Origin of the sequence: Onishia taeanensis, assembly GCF_003268885.1 — a bacterium.
In the GTDB taxonomy this organism is placed as follows: Bacteria; Pseudomonadota; Gammaproteobacteria; order Pseudomonadales; family Halomonadaceae; genus Onishia; species Onishia taeanensis_A.
Genome location: NZ_QLSX01000001.1, coordinates 469,841 through 488,058, shown reverse-complemented (window position 1 = coordinate 488,058; position 18,218 = coordinate 469,841). Strand labels below are relative to the sequence as shown.

16 protein-coding genes and 2 tRNA genes are annotated in these 18,218 nt (G+C 60.6%); 3 read left to right on the top strand and 15 right to left on the bottom strand.

Annotated features, from left to right (window positions below):
* Positions 1-10 precede the first annotated feature (10 nt).
* From BCL93_RS02330 to betI, 15 genes are all read right to left on the bottom strand, one after another.
* The gene (locus BCL93_RS02330) at positions 11-790 is read right to left on the bottom strand and encodes a DeoR/GlpR family DNA-binding transcription regulator (RefSeq protein ID WP_112053483.1); all 780 of its coding nucleotides are present in this window, start codon (positions 788-790) and stop codon (positions 11-13) included.
* Positions 787-1,632, bottom strand: coding sequence for a glycerophosphodiester phosphodiesterase family protein (locus tag BCL93_RS02325; protein ID WP_309251209.1), 846 nt, complete (start codon positions 1,630-1,632; stop codon positions 787-789). The genes BCL93_RS02330 and BCL93_RS02325 overlap by 4 nt, the downstream gene beginning before the upstream one ends.
* Before the next feature lie 43 nt (positions 1,633-1,675).
* On the bottom strand, positions 1,676-2,764 hold the full coding sequence (locus BCL93_RS02320) for a sn-glycerol-3-phosphate import ATP-binding protein UgpC (protein ID WP_112053482.1): 1,089 nt from the start codon (positions 2,762-2,764) through the stop codon (positions 1,676-1,678).
* A gap of 71 nt (positions 2,765-2,835) precedes the next feature.
* Positions 2,836-3,681 (bottom strand): sn-glycerol-3-phosphate ABC transporter permease UgpE, encoded by an 846-nt coding sequence (ugpE, locus tag BCL93_RS02315; RefSeq protein WP_112053481.1) that lies wholly within the window; start codon positions 3,679-3,681, stop codon positions 2,836-2,838.
* Positions 3,681-4,556, bottom strand: a complete 876-nt coding sequence (ugpA, locus tag BCL93_RS02310) for a sn-glycerol-3-phosphate ABC transporter permease UgpA (RefSeq protein WP_112053480.1) — start codon at positions 4,554-4,556, stop codon at positions 3,681-3,683. The genes ugpE and ugpA overlap by 1 nt, the downstream gene beginning before the upstream one ends.
* 213 nt (positions 4,557-4,769) lie before the next feature.
* Entirely contained in the window at positions 4,770-6,143 is a 1,374-nt protein-coding gene (ugpB, locus tag BCL93_RS02305; protein ID WP_112053479.1) for a sn-glycerol-3-phosphate ABC transporter substrate-binding protein UgpB, read from the bottom strand.
* A 267-nt stretch (positions 6,144-6,410) separates the two neighbouring features.
* On the bottom strand, positions 6,411-8,861 hold the full coding sequence (locus BCL93_RS02300) for an acyl-CoA dehydrogenase (RefSeq protein WP_112053478.1): 2,451 nt from the start codon (positions 8,859-8,861) through the stop codon (positions 6,411-6,413).
* A 231-nt stretch (positions 8,862-9,092) separates the two neighbouring features.
* Positions 9,093-9,893: a CsgG/HfaB family protein gene (locus tag BCL93_RS02295; protein WP_220086219.1), complete on the bottom strand. Its 801-nt coding sequence runs from the start codon at positions 9,891-9,893 to the stop codon at positions 9,093-9,095.
* Positions 9,894-9,993: 100 nt separating this feature from the next.
* Positions 9,994-10,440 carry a curli assembly protein CsgF gene (locus BCL93_RS02290; protein WP_112053476.1) on the bottom strand — a complete coding sequence of 149 codons (447 nt, stop codon included), beginning with the start codon at positions 10,438-10,440 and terminating at the stop codon, positions 9,994-9,996.
* A gap of 27 nt (positions 10,441-10,467) precedes the next feature.
* Positions 10,468-11,037 carry a hypothetical protein gene (locus BCL93_RS17085; protein WP_146742462.1) on the bottom strand — a complete coding sequence of 190 codons (570 nt, stop codon included), beginning with the start codon at positions 11,035-11,037 and terminating at the stop codon, positions 10,468-10,470.
* A gap of 51 nt (positions 11,038-11,088) precedes the next feature.
* Positions 11,089-11,508 (bottom strand): curli-like amyloid fiber formation chaperone CsgH, encoded by a 420-nt coding sequence (gene csgH / locus BCL93_RS02285; RefSeq protein WP_112053475.1) that lies wholly within the window; start codon positions 11,506-11,508, stop codon positions 11,089-11,091.
* Between the two features lie 71 nt (positions 11,509-11,579).
* Positions 11,580-12,218, bottom strand: coding sequence for a hypothetical protein (locus tag BCL93_RS02280; RefSeq protein WP_181463010.1), 639 nt, complete (start codon positions 12,216-12,218; stop codon positions 11,580-11,582).
* Positions 12,219-12,603: 385 nt separating this feature from the next.
* The gene (betA, locus tag BCL93_RS02275; RefSeq protein ID WP_112053473.1) at positions 12,604-14,295 is read right to left on the bottom strand and encodes a choline dehydrogenase; all 1,692 of its coding nucleotides are present in this window, start codon (positions 14,293-14,295) and stop codon (positions 12,604-12,606) included.
* Positions 14,296-14,459: 164 nt separating this feature from the next.
* The gene (gene betB, locus BCL93_RS02270) at positions 14,460-15,944 is read right to left on the bottom strand and encodes a betaine-aldehyde dehydrogenase (RefSeq protein ID WP_112053472.1); all 1,485 of its coding nucleotides are present in this window, start codon (positions 15,942-15,944) and stop codon (positions 14,460-14,462) included.
* A gap of 22 nt (positions 15,945-15,966) precedes the next feature.
* Positions 15,967-16,581 (bottom strand): transcriptional regulator BetI, encoded by a 615-nt coding sequence (betI, locus tag BCL93_RS02265; RefSeq protein ID WP_181463009.1) that lies wholly within the window; start codon positions 16,579-16,581, stop codon positions 15,967-15,969.
* Positions 16,582-16,817: 236 nt separating this feature from the next.
* Here betI and BCL93_RS02260 point away from each other — a divergent pair, with 236 nt between their 5' ends.
* The 3 genes from BCL93_RS02260 to BCL93_RS02250 all read left to right on the top strand — a co-directional run bounded on the left by BCL93_RS02260 (position 16,818) and on the right by BCL93_RS02250 (position 18,218).
* Positions 16,818-17,780: a choline ABC transporter substrate-binding protein gene (locus BCL93_RS02260; RefSeq protein ID WP_112053470.1), complete on the top strand. Its 963-nt coding sequence runs from the start codon at positions 16,818-16,820 to the stop codon at positions 17,778-17,780.
* Positions 17,781-17,873: 93 nt separating this feature from the next.
* Positions 17,874-17,950, top strand: a tRNA-Met gene (locus BCL93_RS02255).
* Between the two features lie 192 nt (positions 17,951-18,142).
* Positions 18,143-18,218, top strand: a tRNA-Asn gene (locus BCL93_RS02250).

Sequence of the window (18,218 nt, the reverse complement as noted above, 5' to 3'; positions counted from 1 at the left end):
GGGTGCATCCTCAAAGGGCGGTATCACAGGTTAGCGGGGCAGCGGCCAGGGCGTCCCGATATTCGGCAGACGCCGGCAGGTGATCGGTGACCAGGCGGTCGATGTCAGCCAGGGGGGCGATACGACACATGGCGGCGCGCCCCCACTTGCTGGCATCCGCGGCCAGTACCCGCTGGCGGGCATGGGCGAGCAGGGCCCGGCTGACGGCGGCTTCTTCGGGGTCGAAATCGAGCAGGCCCATGGCATCCAGGCCACCGCAGCCGAGCACGGCGATATCCACATGGTGGCGGGCGAAGAAGGCCACGGTGGCGCTGCCCACCACGTCCAGGTCGCGTGGCCGAAGATGCCCTTCGGCGAGCTGAACGTCGGCGCTCGGATGGTTGGCCAGTACCTGGGCCACCTGCAGGTTGTTGGTGATAACACGAAGATCGCGCCGCACGATCAGCGATTCGGCGACCGCCACCACGCTGCTGCCGATGCCCAGCGCAAGAGAGACGCCGTCGGGAATCTCCTCGACCACTCGTGCGGCGATGGCGCGCTTGGCGCCGGGGGCCAGGCCGAAGCGTTCGTCGAGGCCCAGGTTATGGCCGCCCGCCGGGCGCTCGATGCCGCCATGGCGACGCCGTGCCAGGCCACGTTCGCAAAGCACGCTGAGATCGCGGCGGATGGTCTGGGGCGTGACACCGAAGTCCTCCGCCAGGGGCTCCACATCAAGCCGCTGCGCCTGGCTCAAGCGCTCGAGGATGCGCGCCTGGCGCTCGGTCAGGTTCTCGGCGGCTGTCGCCGTCATGGCTGTGCCTCTTCATGGGAATGATTGACAGCATGATGGTCGCTGTCTTGCCCGGGCTCGTCCATCGTCGGCGCATCATTGAGCGCTGCATAGAACGATGTCGGCGTATCGCTGATTACGGCACTGATGCCCCAGGCCCAGCGCGAGGCGAAACTCGTGGCATCGTTGGGGGTATAGCAGAGCAGATGACGGCGGCTGGCGATTACCTCGGCGGCGCGCTCTGGGGTCAGCTTGCGCCAGTCGGCATGCAGGCTGGCGGCCGAGAGCTCGTTGGCCAGCGCCTGCCACTCTGGGGGAATGGCGTCATATAGGATGCCCAGGGCAAGCGCGGGATGGCGCTCCCGGGCCAGTCTGAGTGCCTCTGGGCTGAAGGAGGATACCAGCAGGCGTTCGGGGTGCAGGGTGGCGATGGCGGGCGGCAGCGCCGCCTCGATGAGAGGGCCTGCCGCCTGGCCGGGACTTAGCTTGAGCTCGAGGTTGAGACCCATCTCGAACTCGTCAAGCAGTACCAGGGCTTCTTCCAGTGTCGCCATGCGCTCGCCGCTGAATCGATATTCGAACCAGCGGCCGACGTCCAGGCGGCGGGCCTCATCAAGTGTCAGGGCGGTGAGGGGCCCCAGGCCGTCGGAGCAGCGTTCGACGGTGGCGTCGTGCCACAGCACCGGCGTGCCATCGCCTAGCAACTGCACATCCACCTCGACCCAGGTGATGCCGGCGGCATGGGCGGCGCGGATCGCCGCCAGAGTGTTTTCGGGAGCGGCATTCGACAGGCCGCGATGGGCGATGGCTTGCGGCAGGTCGAGAGGGCTCTTGGAGGCGACAGGTGGCGAGGTCATGTTCATGTGGTGGCTCAAGCTCTGACTTAGGTTTCGTTCAAGTTCCGGTTCAGGACAGACGCTGACCGTCGCCGTCGAAGAGGTGCGCCCGGTCGGCGGTGATGGCCAGGCGCAGGCGGTCGTCATCGGCAACGGCATGCTCGCCATCCAGACGCACCACCAGCGGGGCCTCCTGACCCTCGAGACGGCAATAGGCGAGGGTGTCGGCCCCCAGCGGTTCGACCAGCTCGACGCGGGCCTCGAGCTCGGCGGTGCCGGCGGGCATGCGTTGTCCGGCTTCCAGCGGGACCAGGTGCTCGGGGCGGATGCCCAGGGTCAGGGGAGCGTCGCTTGCCAGCGAGCGCGCTTTCTCATGGGAGAGGCGGGCGCCAGAGGGCAGCATCAGATCGCCGTCCTTGGGCTGGGCGGTCAGAAAGTTCATCGCCGGAGAGCCGATGAAGCCGGCCACGAAGGTGGTGGCCGGGCGGTCGTAGAGTTCCATCGGCGTCCCGCACTGCTCGACGCGACCGCCGTTCATGACCACCAGCCGGTCGGCCAGGGTCATGGCCTCTGTCTGGTCGTGGGTCACATAGACCGAGGTGACCTTGAGGCGCTTCTGGAGGCGGCGGATCTCCAGACGCATCTGCACGCGCAGTTTGGCGTCGAGGTTAGAGAGCGGCTCGTCGAACAGGAAGACCTGTGGTTCTCGGACGATGGCCCGGCCCATGGCGACCCGCTGGCGCTGGCCACCGGAGAGCTGCTTTGGGCGGCGGTCGAGCAGGGTGCTGAGGTCGAGCAGCTCGGCGGTCTCTGCCACCCGGCGGCGGATCTCGTCCTTGGGGGTGCCACGGTTCTTGAGTCCGTAGGCCATGTTGTTGAACACGCTCATGTGCGGATAGAGAGCGTAGTTCTGGAACACCATGGCGATGTCGCGTTCTGCCGGCTCCAGATCGTTGACGCGCCGTCCATTGATCTCGAGATCGCCGCTGGAGATGTCTTCCAACCCGGCCAGGGTGCGCAGCAGGGTCGACTTGCCGCAGCCCGACGGGCCGACGATCACCACCAGCTCGCCGTCGTTGAAGGCGAGATCGATGCCGTGTAGCGCCTGAAAGCCGTTGGGATAGTGCTTTTTCAGCTGGGTCAGGGTGAGGGTTGCCATGACGAAGATTTTTCCAGATGACGGGGTTCGTGGGTGCCGCGCTGGAGCGGGCGGCCAGGGCATCGGGGCGACTATTTCTCGGTGTCGACCAGGCCCTTGATGAAGAAGCGCTGCATGACCAGGATCACCAGGATCGGTGGCCCCATCGCCAGCAGGGTCGCGGCGGTGACGTCCTGCCAGGGCACCAGGCCGTCGCCGGTGGTCAGCATGCGCTTGAGGCTGACCACGATGGTCAGGTAGTCGGCGTCGGTGGTGATCAGCAGCGGCCACAGGTACTGGTTCCAGCCGTAGATGAACATGATCACGAACAACGCGACGAGATTGGTCTTTGACAGCGGCAGCAGAATGTCACGCAAAAAGCGCCACGGTCCGGCGCCGTCGATGCGGGCGGCCTCCACCAGCTCGGCGGGAATCGTCAGGTAGAACTGGCGCAGCAGGAAGGTGGCGGTGGCGCTGGCGATCAGCGGCAGAATCAGGCCTGCATAGCTGTCCAGCAGGTTCAGGTCGGCCACTACTTTGAAGGTGGGCAGGATGCGCACCTCCACCGGCAGCATCAGGGTGATGAAGATCATCCAGAAGCAGAGTTTCCGGAAGCGGAACTCGAAGAACACGATGGCATAGGCGGCCAGTACTGAGATGGCGATCTTGCCAAGGGCGATGCCGAGCGCCATCACCATCGAATTGAACAGCAGCGTGGTCACGTTGGCGCCAAGGCTCGACACCGGATTGTCGAGCAGATGCGCATAGTTGGAGAGCCCGGCATCACCGACCCATAACGGGGCGACGCTCGAATAGAGGTCCCCCATCTCGTGCGTGCTGGCGGTGAAGGCCATCCATACGGGCAGGAAGAACAGGGCGCAGCCGACGATCAGCAACGCATGGCTGGCGATGTTCAGTCCGGGACGGTTGTAACGCATCAGTACTGCACCTTCTTCTCGACATACTTGAACTGGATCAGCGTCAGGACGCCGACGATTACCATCAGTACCACCGACTGGGCAGCGCTCGACCCGAGGTCCTGGCCGATGAAGCCATCCTGGTAGACCTTGTAGACCAGGGTCCGGGTGGAGCCCCCAGGGCCGCCGGAGGTGGTGGCATCGATGGTGCCGAAGGTCTCGAAGAAGGCGTAGACCACGTTCATCACCATCAGGAAAAAGCTGGTCGGTGACAGCAGCGGAAATGTGATGGTCCAGAAGCGTCGCACCGGCCCGGCGCGGTCCATGGCCGCGGCCTCGAGGAGGCTCTTGGGAATCGCCTGCAGGCCGGCGAGGAAGAACACGAAGTTGTAGCTCATCTGCTTCCATATCGAGGCCATCACCACCAGTGCCATGGCCTGGCCGCCGTTGAGTTGATGGTTCCAGTCGATGCCCAGCGTCTTGAGCACGGCCGGCATCAGCCCCAGGGTGGGATCGAACAGGAAAAGCCACAGCACACCGGCGACGGCCGGGGCGACCGCATAGGGCCAGATCAGCAGCGTCTTGTAGGCACTGGCGCCCTTGATCACCCGGTCGGCGAGCACGGCAAGCCCCAGGGCGATGGCCATGGCGCCGATGGCCACTGCGCTCGAGAACACCAGTGTCGTCCCGAGAGTGGAGAGATATTCGGGGTCGCCGAACACGGCGAGGAAATTGCTGAGGCCGGCGAATTCACGGGAAAGCCCGAAGGCATCCTCGATATAGAAAGCCTGGCTGACGGCCTGGAAGGCCGGCCAGAAGAAGAACACGGCGATGATGGCGAGCTGTGGCGACATCAGCAGCCAGGGCGTCACGGGGTGACGTTGGAAATGTGCCATGCGGGATCTCTCGGTAGTGCGTGACACACCGGCAGTCGCCTCTGTGGAGCATGCCGATAATAGGCGGGCAACTCCCTTGCGGGATGTCTGACGGTGCTGAGGCCATGGACCTTGATCGGCATGGCCAAACGTAAAAGGGCTTGATGACATCTGCCTGGTTGGACCAGGCACTGCCGCCGGACGTCATCCGGCGGCAGGACGGCTAGGCTTAGTTCAGCCCTGACGGCGGGCGAACTTTTCTAGCAGGGCGTTGCCGCGCTCGACGGCCTCATCGAGCCCCTGCTGGGCGCTCTTGTCACCCGAGAAGATCTGCTCGAGTTCCTCGTTGATCACGTCACGGATCTGCACCATGTTGCCCAGTCTCAGCCCCTTCGAGTTCTCGGTGGGGGTGGCGGAGGTCATCTGGGTGATGGCAACGTCGGTGCCCGGGTGCTCGGCGTAGAAGCCCTGCTCGCGGGTCAGTTCGGCGGCTGCCGTGGTGATCGGCAGGTAGCCGGTGAACTGGTGCCAGTCGGCCTGGACCTCGGGGCTCGACAGGTACTGGAAGAACTTGGCCACGCCGCGGTATTCATCGTCCTCCTGGCCGGTCAGCACCCACAGTGAGGCGCCACCGATAATGGAGTTCTGCGGGGTGTCGATGACATCGGCATCGTAGGGCAGCGGGGCGACGCCGAATTCGAAGCCCTTGGCGCTTTCCTTGACGCCGGCGTAGCTCGCCGAGGAGCCCATCATCATGGCGCACTCGCCGGAGTAGAACTTGGGCGCGGCGTCATCGTAACGGCCGCCATAGACGAAGCGGTTGTCGGCCTGCCAGTCATCAAGGCGCTGTATCTGGTCGACCACGGCGGTCTGGTTGAACTCAAGGCGAGCATCCACGCCCGCGAAGCCATTGGCTTTGCTGGCGAAGGGGATGTCGTTGCGCGCCGAATAGTTCTCAAGCATTACCCAGGACGGCCAGGTGGTGGTAAGGCCGCACTCGGCGGCGCCTGAGTCGACGACCTTCTTGAGGGCGTCATCCATTTCCTGCCAGGTGGTCGGCACGCTATCGACGCCGGCCTTGGCCAGTACGTCCTTGTTGAAATAGGTGACCGGCGTGGAGGAGTTGAAGGGCAGTGACAGCATCTGGCCATCGCGGTCGGTGTAGTAGCCGGTGACCGCCGACAGGTAGGCGTCGGGATCGAAGGCGGCACCTTGCTCGGGGGCGTAGTCGGCCATCAGCTGATGCACCGGCACGATCGCACCCTTGGCACCCATCATGGTCGCGGTGCCGACTTCGAAGATTTGTACGATATCCGGGCCCTTACCGGCGCGGAAGGCGGCGATGGCGGAGGTCATGGTCTCGGTGTAGTTGCCCTTGAACACCGGCTTGATCACGTAATCACTCTGGCTTTGATTGAAGTCGTCGGCGATCTCATTGACCTTGTTGCCAAGGGTGCCGCCCATGGCATGCCACCATTCGATTTCGGTGGCAGCCATGGCACTGGCGGAGGTGGTGGTCAGCGCGGTAGCTACGACCAGGCCGAGCAGCCGGCGGGGAGAGGGGCTAGAGGGGGAACGATGCGAGAGGCAGGCGGGCAGATAACGCATGTCGAGCTCCTTGGAAGTCGGTAGCGCCATGGCGCAGACCGCGGTCGGCGATGGCGAGGCGATGCTCGAATGAAATACGCTCCGGCGTTTTTGATGATCATTCGAACATAGGCGACAACATATCCTGGCTCCATGACAGTCGTCTGACAGTTTCATGTGCGAATGATGATGATGGTATGACAGCCAATGAAATCGCCCCGCTCAGAGGAAATCCTGAGCGGGGCGATGGGGTCTGACCGTCAGGTGGTCAGGGTGGATGGAGCGGCCTTAGGCCGCGTTATGCCAGGTGACGTTTTCCTTGGCGCTGGCAAAAGCGTCGAAGGCGAAGTCGTCGACGCTGAGCATCGCAAGCACCTCGGCTTCATGCAGACGCATAAAGTGGGCGTCATCGTCGCTGATCAGGCCGGCGGCCAGGGCCGCTTCGATGCGCTGTTCGGGGTGTAGCGCGTCAGAAGGCAACTCGCCCTTGGCGTAGGCCTTGTTGAGGGTGCGATAAATCGGCTCAGCACGCTCCTGCTCAACAAGCAAGGCGTTGTAGCGGGCCAGGGGGTTGTCCTGCTGGCCTTTTTCCTGAGTATCCCAGGTATGGGCGAGCAGCATGGTGCGCAGCGCCGAGTCTTGTGAGACGTTCTTGGCGATACCGCGAGTCAGCGTATCGGCCGGGCGTGCCCAACGCCGCCCCAGCGGCATCACGATGGGCTTAAGTACCCGGGCCAGAGCGCGGTTCGGCAGGTTGTCGAACAACTCGACGAAGGCCTGTTCGGCGCGCTGCAGCAGGAAGCGACAGCTGTAGTGCAAGAGTTCGTCCTCGCCTTCGACCTTATCGCCTTCGTGCCAGGACTTGAGCACCATCGAGGCCAGATAGAGGTTCGACAGGACATCGCCAAGCCTTGCCGAGAGCATCTCGCGCAGCTTGAGGCTGGCGCCGAGGCTCGCCATTGCCGCATCTGCGGCGAGGCCGAAGCCCGCCGAGAGCCTGGCAATATCCTGAGCATAAGGCGCGGCGACGGCATCGAAGGGCTCCGCCGGGCGGCCGATGCCAAGCCCCTGGGTCAGGGCACGAGCGGCGTTACCCAGGATCAGGCCGGTATGGGCGAAGAAGGCCTGGTCGAAGGCCTTGAGGTCGTCGGCGTCCTTGGCGGCCAGTTCCTCGAGCACATAGGGATGACAGCGAATCGCCCCCTGGCCGAAAATCATCAGGTTGCGGGTCATGATGTTGGCGCCTTCCACGGTGATCGCCACCGGGTTGGCAGAGTAGCCGATGCCAATATAGTTGCTCGGTCCAAGCGTGACCGCCTTGCCGCCGTGGATGTCCATGGCGTCGCCGAGCAGGCTGCGCTGGAACTCGGTGAGCTGGCTCTTGAGGATCGCCGAGGGTACCGCCGGCTTGTGGCCGTGGTCGATCATGTTGGCGGTCTGGCGCACCGTGGCCTGAGCGATATAGGCCATCGAAGCGATGCGGGCCAGCGGTTCCTGAATGCCTTCCATTTCCGCCACTGGGACGTTGAACTGGCGACGAATGCGGGCAAAGCCGCCGCTCCAGCCCAGCGCGTAGCGCGCGGTGCCGGTGGCGCCGGAGGGCAGGGTGATGCAGCGCCCCACCGACAGGCACTCGACCAGCATCCGCCAGCCTTGGCCGGCCATTTCCGAGCCCCCGATGATGGTGTCCAGCGGCACGAACACATCCTTGCCCTTGATCGGGCCATTCATGAAGGGGCTGCCGATGGGGTGATGGCGGCGGCCGATCTCCATGCCGTCGGTGTCGCGGGGAATCAGCGCGCAGGTGATGCCCAGGTCCTCGTCATCACCCAGCAGGTGATCCGGGTCGAACATGCGAAACGCCAGTCCGACCACAGTGGCAATGGGTGCAAGCGTGATCCAGCGCTTCTCGAAGTTGAGCCTGAGGCCCAGCACTTCCTTGCCGTCGACGACCTGTTTGCAGACTACGCCGGTGTCCGGCAACGCGGTGGCATCTGAGCCGGCCCGCGGGCCGGTGAGCCCAAAGCAGGGAATCTCGCGGCCGTCGGCGAGGCGCGGCAGGTAGTGATCCTTCTGGGCGTCTGTGCCGTATTTGAGCAGCAGCTCGCCCGGTCCCAGTGAGTTGGGCACGCCCACGGTGACCATCAGGGTCTCGTTGACCGCAAGCTTCTGTAACACGAGCGACTGTGCCTTGGCTGAGAAGCCCAGGCCGCCGTAAGCCTCTGGGATGATCATGCCGAAGAAGCCTTCCTGCTTCAGATAGGCCCAAAGCTCCGGAGGCAGGTCGGCGCGTTCTCGCGCGATGTCCCAGGCGTTGCACATGCCGGCCGCCACCGAGCACTGATGATCGAGGAAGGCCTGCTCCTTGTCTGTCAGGCCGTCGTCGGTGGTATCCAGCAGGGTCTGCCAGTCCGGCTTGCCGGAAAACAGCTCGCCGTCCCAGCCGACGCTGCCAGCCTCAAGGGCCGTACGCTCGGTGGCCGATACTTTGGGGGCGACCCGCTTGAACATGGCGAAGAGTCGCGGCGACAGCCAGCGGCGGCGCAGCACCGGCAGGCCGCATACCGCCACGCCAGCGGCTGAGATGAGAAGCACCAGGCCAAGCAGAGGTGAGCCGAGAACGAGCCCAGCGACGCCAAGCACGGCGAGTACGCCAAGGGCCGCGAAGGCCCCGGCTTCGCGCCGCATTACTGCGATGAGGCCCGCCAGGGCCAGAACGATCAGTAGGAGGTGGATCATGGGGGAAGCTCCGTTACGATAAGTGACAGCATTCTAACGAGCGTTTGAATTCTTGTAGCCTAGCCCATTGGTCGGCCGGCGACCAGCCCCTGAGGCGACAGGCGATATCTGGTGAGGTGTTCGTGCCGAAGTACCAAAAAGCCCCGCAGATGCGGGGCTTTTTGTTTGAAGTCAGACAGAACCACCTGCTTTGTACGTTCATGGGTGGCGAGATCAAGTGAGTAGCAGCGCCTAGATATCCTGTGAAGCCTGATCATGGGAGGAGGGCGGCAACCCGGCCACACGCTGTTGGAAGGTGTCGATGGCATCTCGTCCCTGCTGAGTATCCGCGAACCCCCAGGTGTCACGCTCTGCTCCCTCAATGATGGCGGTATAGACCGCCAGTTCGATGGCCTCACGTACGGCAAGTTGCGGTGGATCGTTTCGGGTATATCCGGCTTCGAGTTCGAGGATTTCATCGGCCGCGATGTACTTGAAGACCGACCCCTGAACCAGAACAGAGTAAATCTTCTTGGTGGTGGTAATGCTGTTGAGGATGCGCCCCGTCTGCACGCTCACCAAGCGTAGGTTGATGGTGACCAGGTCGGTGCGGTATTCGGAGTTGACCCCTATGCCCAGGTATCGTGCGCCCGCACCGCCAGTCGATAAATTGGTTTCATAGGCAATAATGCCACCCTCGATAATAACGCCAGCGAAGGTCAGAGGAGGCAAGGGAGCAGCCGCCTGGCCATTGAACTGCTGGCGAGTGGCTTGTATGACCTGGCGCTCGCGTAGCAGGTTGGGGAGTCCCCGTCGTTCGACAACATTAAACCACTGGCCCTGCCCGGCATCGGCGAGCACATCGACAAGGATGGCATCGGCGCCTTGCGTCACTGCACGGGAGTATTCCGCAAAGCCTTCATTAGGTTTGTATTGTCCCGTAAGGTCAGAAAATTCATACACCGCAATGTCGACTGGCCTGGCCGCCGCTGGCAGGTTCTTGAGCAGTGAAGAGGTGCTGGTTTCACTGACGTAGGATGCGGGCTCTGACATCGGGCCAGGGGTCGATACACACCCGGACAGTATAATGCTTGCCAGTATGCATAGGGCTTGAGTTAGCGTTTTCATGATATTCCCTGCGCGAGAATGATGATTAGTTAGTATTGGGCTTAGGAATGTCAAAGGAATTGGTGGTGATGCCATCCGACACTTTTACATAAACACGATTATTGACTGTTTCATATGTCACCGTGGCGCCATTCAATCTGAAGGTGCCGGAAGGTGGAGCACCATCGTCAAAGATTGCTGCTTTTAGCTGTGAAGATGCGCCGGAAATCATGGTGTTTTGCATTGAAGACACAAACTGATCCGCAGCCGTTTCCTCCGCGAAAAGTGAGTCAAGATTACTGCCATCATCCTTGTACTGATTTTGTATGTCAGCCATTTGAAGTAGATGAGAGCTATTGAAGGGGTCGCCGCCAAACGAAGGATTGATGGGACGATAAGTAAGATCACCTGCGGAAGCACTAATGGGAGAAAACAGAGTGGTGGCCGCTATCATAGTAAGGACTGAGATCGCGAATGGTGTGGTATTCTTCATTTATGTATATCCCTCTCAGGATGATTGTCAGTTGGCTAGTGACTTTGTCAGGCGCCCTTTTGGGGTGTCGAGGATGACCTGTGCTTCTCGCTGGTTACCCGTATAAAGTAGCGGCTGTTGCTGGCCACTCTGACCGGTGCCTCGCTGAAAGTGGAAGATGACTTTATTACTTCCTACCACCTGAATATCTGAATCTAGGTAATTGCCACGTTGATCAACGGAAATGGCATTGCGTTGCCCTGCAAGCGCTATGTCCGAGGTGTTGCCTACTCCTTGCTGCTGCTGAAGGGTGATATTTGCCCTTCCCATGGCGACGACTGAAAGACGATTATCTCTTCCCTGCTGATTAGCGATAGAAAGAGTACCATGCGTGTTTTGTTCTGATACTTTCGATAACGCTAAACGGTCAATGTTCAAGGAGTCGAGCTGGCCAGTTCCAGGTGTTGAAAAATTAGCGACTTGACGATCATTGTCCTGTGCCGGTGCATCACTTGTTGTCACTTGGGTAATGAAAGCGCTGCTGTCGCTTGCTGATGCAAGTGCTGGTAAAAAGGTAAATACCAGTGCAGTGAGATAATAGGAGAGTATTGATTGCATGGCATTTACCTTTTTAGTTGATACGTTAGCAGGTGGCTCTATTGCCTGATGCTACATTGGGCTAACGATTTCCTTGGCCTCACATGAGGTCCCTGTCAACCGCTCAGTGACGCGTAAATGAAATTCGAGCCAACCTGTTTTAGCCAGTCGGTGAATTGTCTGTGCAGTAGTAGCGGACTCACCGGGTAGCAGTGAAATGGAACCGGATTGTTCACTTGTTCCGGAGCCGGCGGCATCAATTTTTAGTGCCCTAAGGACATAGTCGGCACGGGTTGGCTTGTTAGCCTCGATGACGCTTGTTGCCCTTACGGTTTCGCCGTCACGCTCGATGACGACTCTACAATTGAGCTGTGTAAAGACTTGCTGAGCCATGACGGTGGGAACCATGCCGAGAGTGATGAGGCCAGCGATAAGCGCCGTTGGTATTATCCCCGCGCTCTTGATGTTCCATTCTTTGCCGGGATTCATCATTTATTGCCCCTTGAGACAAACCCGGGCATCCCACTGGATGCCCGGAAGCGCTTAAACGTTGCTTCGCTTGATTAGTGCTGAACCACATTTGCGTGGTTTGCGTGGCCTTGCTGGCTCAGCTGGGCCAGGTTGTTATTACCGTGCTGGTGTGAGGTGATACGGTTGTAGGTACCAAACTGTGATGAAGTCAGCATGTTTCCGCTGCCACGTTGTTCTGCATCAAGATCATTTTTAGCGCCAATCTGACTGGCACTGATCGTATTGCCGTTGCCGCGTTGTTCTGCATCAATATCGTTTTGAATGCCGAACTGAATGGCATCGATCATGTTTCCATCACCAACTTGGACGGTGTCGGATTCGTTGTCATAAATATATTGGGCGACATTTGTTTCGTTGCCGTCGCCATATTGGTAAGTGTTTGAGTCGTTGCCATAGCCAACTTGATCGATGTCTGCCCGGTTATAATTACCCTTCTGAAGGAAGCGGTCGATACCGTTACGAGTTCCATCTTGATCCAGATCTGCGTAGTTGCTATGGCCTTTCTGAGTAGCCGCATTACTGGAAGAGCCGATGGTATTTCCGTCTCCGCTTTGGTCGGAGCTGAACTGGTTATAACTGCCCAGTTGGTCCATATAGACTTCGTTGCTATCCGCCAGGACTGGAGTGGACATGATGGCCATAATGCTTGCGGAGAGGAGAAGTTTCTTCATTATTATCACCCTTGCTGTAAATCGATGAGATATCGTCGTAATTCCATCCATTGGGTCGACGATGTGGTAAGCGCTTACGATCTGTTACTTTTGTTTACGCTCGGACTCATACTGGCACTCGCTTATTGAAGCGTCAATTTCCAGGTGATGTGGTTTTTCTAATCCAAGAAAATGCGATAAATATAATGCGGAAAGTATTAGTAAACTAATCAGGTCTAGATCTAGGGTGCTGCGAAGATATGATGCCCTTGGCAGCATGCTTTGTGGCGGGAAGTGAGGTGGAAACTGGTTAAAATGGAGAAAATGTCAAAGCCCCGTCAGGTGTTACCTTCCGGGGCTCGTAGTCGTATGCAAGACGATCAGCTTGAGGGGTAGCGCTTTTGCGTTATTTCAGGCGATATTTGGGCGCTGCCTGGGCCGGTGTATCTTCAGCGACGTAGTAGGGTGCTTCTGAGCGAGCCAGGGGCGCACGACCACGGATCTTGTCGGCCATCTTCTCGGCCAGCATGATCGTCGGCGCGTTGAGGTTGCCGGTGGGGATCAGCGGGAACAGCGAAGCGTCTACCACTCGCAGACCCTTGAGGCCATGCACGCGGCCGGCGCCATCGACCACGGCGTCCTCGCCCTCGCCCATGCGGCAGGTGCCGCAGGGGTGGTAGGCGGTCTCGGCATGTTCGCGCACGAAGGCGTCAAGCTCGGTATCAGACTGCACGTCCGGGCCCGGGGCTAGCTCGCGACCACGGAACTCGTCCATGGCAGGCTGGGCGATGATCTCGCGAGTCAGGCGGATGGCGTCACGGAACTCCTGCCAGTCCTTGTCGGTGGACATGTAGTTGAACAGGATGCTCGGCGCGGCTTTGGGGTCGCGAGAGGTCAACTGCACGCGACCGCGGCTTTCCGAACGCATTGAGCCGACATGCGCCTGGAAACCGTGGGCCTGAATGGCGCTGGTGCCGTTATAGTTGATGGCAATAGGCAGGAAGTGGTACTGCAGGTTCGGCCACTTCTCGTCATCGCTTGAACGGATGAAGCCGGCCGCCTCGAACTGGTTGCTGGCGCCAATGCCGGTGCCGTTGAGCATCCACTCCAGGCCGATCTTCGGCTGGTTGTACCACTTCAGCGCCGGGTACAGGGAGATCGGCTTCTTGCACTCGTACTGGATGTACATCTCCAGATGGTCCTGGAGGTTTTCGCCCACGCCCTTGAGGTCATGAACCACGGGGATATCGAACTGCTTGAGCAGTTCGGCATTGCCGACGCCGGAGCGCTGCAGCAGCTGCGGCGATGCGATGGCACCGGAGCACACCAGAACCTCGCGGTGGGCGCGAACCTCAATGGTCTGGTCCTTGTGCTGGTAGCTGACGCCCACCGCACGCTTGCCCTCGAAGAGAATACGATCGGTGGTGGCCCGGGTGACGATGGTCAGGTTGGAACGCTGTTTGGCGGTGTCCAGGTAACCGCGGGCGGTGGAAGCTCGACGCCCCTTGGGGGTTACGAAACGGTCCATCGGGCCGAAGCCTTCCTGCTGGTAGCCGTTGACGTCCTCGGTACGCGGATAGCCGGCCTCGACACCGGCATCGATGAAGGCGTGATAGAGCGGATTATTGCCTTTCTTCGGGGTGGCCACTGCGACCGGGCCGTCACCGCCGTGGTAGTCGTTGGGGCCGATATCACGGGTCTCGGCCTTGCGGAAGTAAGGCAGGCAGTCGGCGTAGGTCCAGTCCTGGAGGCCGGCACCCTTGGCCCAGTTATCATAGTCAAGGGCGTTGCCGCGGATGTAGCACATGCCGTTGATCAGTGAGGAGCCGCCGAGGCCCTTGCCACGACCGCATTCCATGCGACGGTTGTCCATGTGCGGCTCGGGGTCGGTCTCAAAGGCCCAGTTGTAGCGCTTACCCTGAAGCGGGTAAGCGAGAGCCGCCGGCATCTGAGTGCGGAAGTCGAAGCGATGATCCTTGCCACCGGCTTCGAGCAGCAGCACCGAGACGTCAGCGTCCTCGGTCAGTCGGGTGGCGAGCACATTGCCGGCTGAGCCAGCGCCAACGATGATGTAATCGAACTCTTGAGGCTGTGTCATCGACAAGCCCTCCTGATTCAGTGAATGGGGGTGGTGAACGTAACGCTTGGGTGATGTGCGCAAACGGAGGCGTCACGGTGATGAGACGCAAGATGCCGTGCCATGCCCCATCGGGGCATGGCAGGCGGTAGTGGTGCCGTTTCCGGGATTACGTCAGAGGCGTATCAGAACACCGATTCGAAGGGAGCCATCTCGATCTGCACGGACTTGATCTGGGTGTAGTGATCCAGGGTCGAAATGCCGTTCTCACGGCCTACGCCGGACTGCTTGTAGCCGCCCACCGGCATCTCGGCGGGGGAGTCACCCCAGGTGTTGATCCAGCAGATGCCAGCCTCAAGGCGATGGATGCTGCGGTGCGCACGGTTCAGGTTCTCGGTGAAGACGCCTGCGGCCAAGCCGTACTCGGTATCGTTGGCGCGGCGGATCACTTCGTCCTCATCGTCGAAGGCCAGCACGGACATCACCGGGCCGAAGATTTCCTCACGCACGATGCGCATCTCGTCGGTGCAATCGGTGAACACGGTCGGGGCCGCCCAGGCGCCTTTCGCCCACTCGACTCCATTGGCGTCGCCCTGGTCCCAGGCTTCGCCGCCGATCAGCACGCGAGCGCCTTCTTCCTTGCCCAGTGCGATGTAGGACAGGACTTTCTCCTGATGTTCGAAGCTGACCAGCGGGCCGAAGTTGACCGCCGGGTCCATCGGGTCGCCAGCCTTGATGCGGGCAACGCGCTCGATGAGCTTGGCTTCGAACGCTTCCTTGATGCTTGCATGCACGAACACCCGAGTGCCGTTGGTGCAGATCTGGCCGCTGGAATAGAAGTTGGCCATCATCGCCGCATCGGCAGCGCGATCAAGGTCGGCGTCTTCGAAGACGATCAGCGGGGACTTGCCGCCGAGTTCCATGGTCACGTCCTTGAGGCTCGAGCTTGCCGAGGCGGACATGACTTTCTTGCCGGTAGCGACTTCACCGGTAAAGGACACCTTGTCGATGCCCTGGTGGGCGGTCAGCATCTGGCCGACGCGGCCATCGCCCTGCACCACGTTGAAGACACCAGCGGGTAGGCCGGCTTCGGTAAAGATCTCGGCAAGTTTCATGGTGGTCAGCGGCGTCACTTCGCTGGGCTTGAAGACCACGGCGTTGCCGGCGGCCAGCGCCGGAGCGGCCTTCCAGCAAGCGATCTGGATCGGGTAGTTCCAGGCGCCGATCGAGCCGATCACGCCCAGCGGTTCGCGACGGGTGTAGACGAAAGAATCTTCGCGCAGCGGGATCTGCGTGCCTTCGATGGCGGGTGCCAGGCCGGCAAAGTACTCGAGGGCGTCGGCACCGGTGACGATATCGACCGCTGCGGTTTCGCTGATCGGCTTGCCGGTGTTGCGTGTCTCGAGTTCGGCCAGCTCGTCGTTACGCTCTCTCAAGAGCGCCACGGCCTTGAGCATGATGCGCGAGCGCTCCATGCCGCTCATGGCACCCCAGATCTTCTGCCCTTCGCGGGCGGCGGCCACGGCAGCATCCACGTCGGCCTGAGAGGCTTGCTGGATAGTGGCGAGCAGCGAGCCATCGACCGGGTTGGTGACGGTGAAGGTCTCGCCGGAGGTGGCGTCGGTCAGCTTTCCGTTGATATAGAGTTGCTGAGTGGGAAGTGTCGTCATGAGAACCTCCTTAGAATGTGCGTTAGGCCCTGCGCAGCGAACTGTGCTCTGCGCCGTGGGCAAGTTTCTCGTCCAGGTAGTCGTAGGCAAGCTTGCGGGCACGATCTACATCGAGGCCTTCGGGCGCCAGAGCGCCGCGCAGCCAGAGGCCATCGATCATGGCGGCCAGCCCGCCAGCGGCCTCACGGGCCTGCTGCTTTGGCAGGCACTGCCTGAACTGATGGCAGAGATTGGAATATAGCCGTCTATCGTTGACATGCTGCAGTCGATGCAGAGAGGTGCGGTGCATGCTACTGGCCCAAAAGGCCAGCCAGGTCTTCATCACCGACTGGCTGACCTGGCTGCGGTCGAAGTTGCCGTCAATGATGGCGCGCATGTGCGCTCGCGGGGCATGTTTGGGAAGCCCCTGGCGGCGCTGATGAACCGCATCCCCCAGGTCTTTCAGGATCTGGCGCATGGTGGCTTCCAGCAGCCCATCCTTGCCGCCGAAATAGTGGCTGATGATGCCTGCCGAGACACCTGCCAGGCGGGCGATGCGTACCACTGTGGCATCGGCCAGGCCGGCTTCGTCAATGGCCTCCATGGTGGCCTGAATCAGCTGACGGCGGCGGATGGGTTCCATTCCAACTTTCGGCACCGTGGTGACTCCTCTTCTGTTTGGCCCCGCCGCATACCGGGTGGGCAGGGGAGGGCAAATGCTCTATGGTGTTAAGTATGCATCTTTTTTATTGAACGTTCAATCAATAAAAAGATGTCGGCCAACTCGGCCTATGATCCGGGGGTGTCTGGCCATGTAGCAGGCGATGTCGCGCACGTCCCTGCTTCGTCGCTCAGTCATTCCTTTTTTTTAGACCAATAAGAGGTTCGATCCCTATGTCCAAGACGATCCCGACTCTCAAGATGTCCCTGATGGCCCTGAGCGCCGGCGCGCTGACCCTGGCGGCGACACAGAGCCAGGCGGCTGCACCGGAATCCTGCCAGAACGTGCGTTTCGCTGAGGTTGGCTGGACCGACATCACCGCGACGACCGCCCTGACCTCCGAGGTGCTCGATGCACTGGGATACGATACCCGGGTTGATACGGTCTCAGTGCCGATCGCCTACTCCGGCATGAAAAACGGCGACTTTGATGTGTTCCTGGGCAATTGGATGCCGTCAATGGCGTCGATCAGTGACCCCTACGTCGAGCAGGGCTCGGTGGATCGTCTGAACGCCAACCTCGAGGGTGCCAAGTACACCCTGGCGGTGCCGCAGTATGTCTACGACGCTGGCGTTACCAGTGTGGCGGATCTGGCCGATCATGCCGAACAGTTCGATAGCGAGATCTACGGCATCGAAGCCGGCAACGACGGCAACATGTTGATCCAGGACATGATCGATGACGAAGCCTTTGGCCTGGGTGACTGGGAGCTGATCGATTCCAGTGAAGCGGGCATGCTGGCTGAGCTGAAGTCGCGCTCCAGCCGCGAAGACTGGATGGTGTTCCTGGGCTGGGAACCGCACCCGATGAACACCAACTTCGATATTGCCTACCTTGAAGGCGCCGATGACTACTTCGGCCCCAACCTGGGTGGTGCAACCGTTTATACCAATACCCGCGCCAACTATGCGCAGGAATGCGGCAATGTCGGGACGCTTCTCAACAACCTGACCTTTACCCTTGAGATGGAAAACCAGCTGATGGGCACCATCATGGATGACGGGGAAAAGCCGCGCGAGGCTGCACGCGCCTACCTGCAGGCCAATCCGGCAGTCCTTGATGGCTGGCTCGAGGGCGTTACCACCGTCGACGGTGAGCCCGGTCTGGCCGCGGTGAAGCAGGCGCTGGATATTTAAACCGGCCCGCTCTCATCTTTAGGCTTGCCAAGCGTAACGGGGGTATGCATAATACGCCCCCGTTGCCGAGCGCTAAGCCTTCGGTAGCGGTGTGGCTACGTAGCTCAGCTGGTTAGAGCACATCACTCATAATGATGGGGTCCCCTGTTCGAATCAGGGCGTAGCCACCAAGAATCAAGACAGCAGGCCCACACCCATGGTGTGGGCCTGTTTTGTTTGTGGGGTCTCAATCAGGTTCATCACTGATTCCGGCTTGTTTGTGGCGTCAGGTAATTGATTCGCCATAGGTTATGGTGCGAATTTACAGACCGGCCTTGACCTTGCGCTGCCAATCCTTATACTACGTCGCGTGTTCCGGTCATTCCCCGATAGCTCAGTTGGTAGAGCAAATGACTGTTAATCATTGGGTCACAGGTTCGAGTCCTGTTCGGGGAGCCA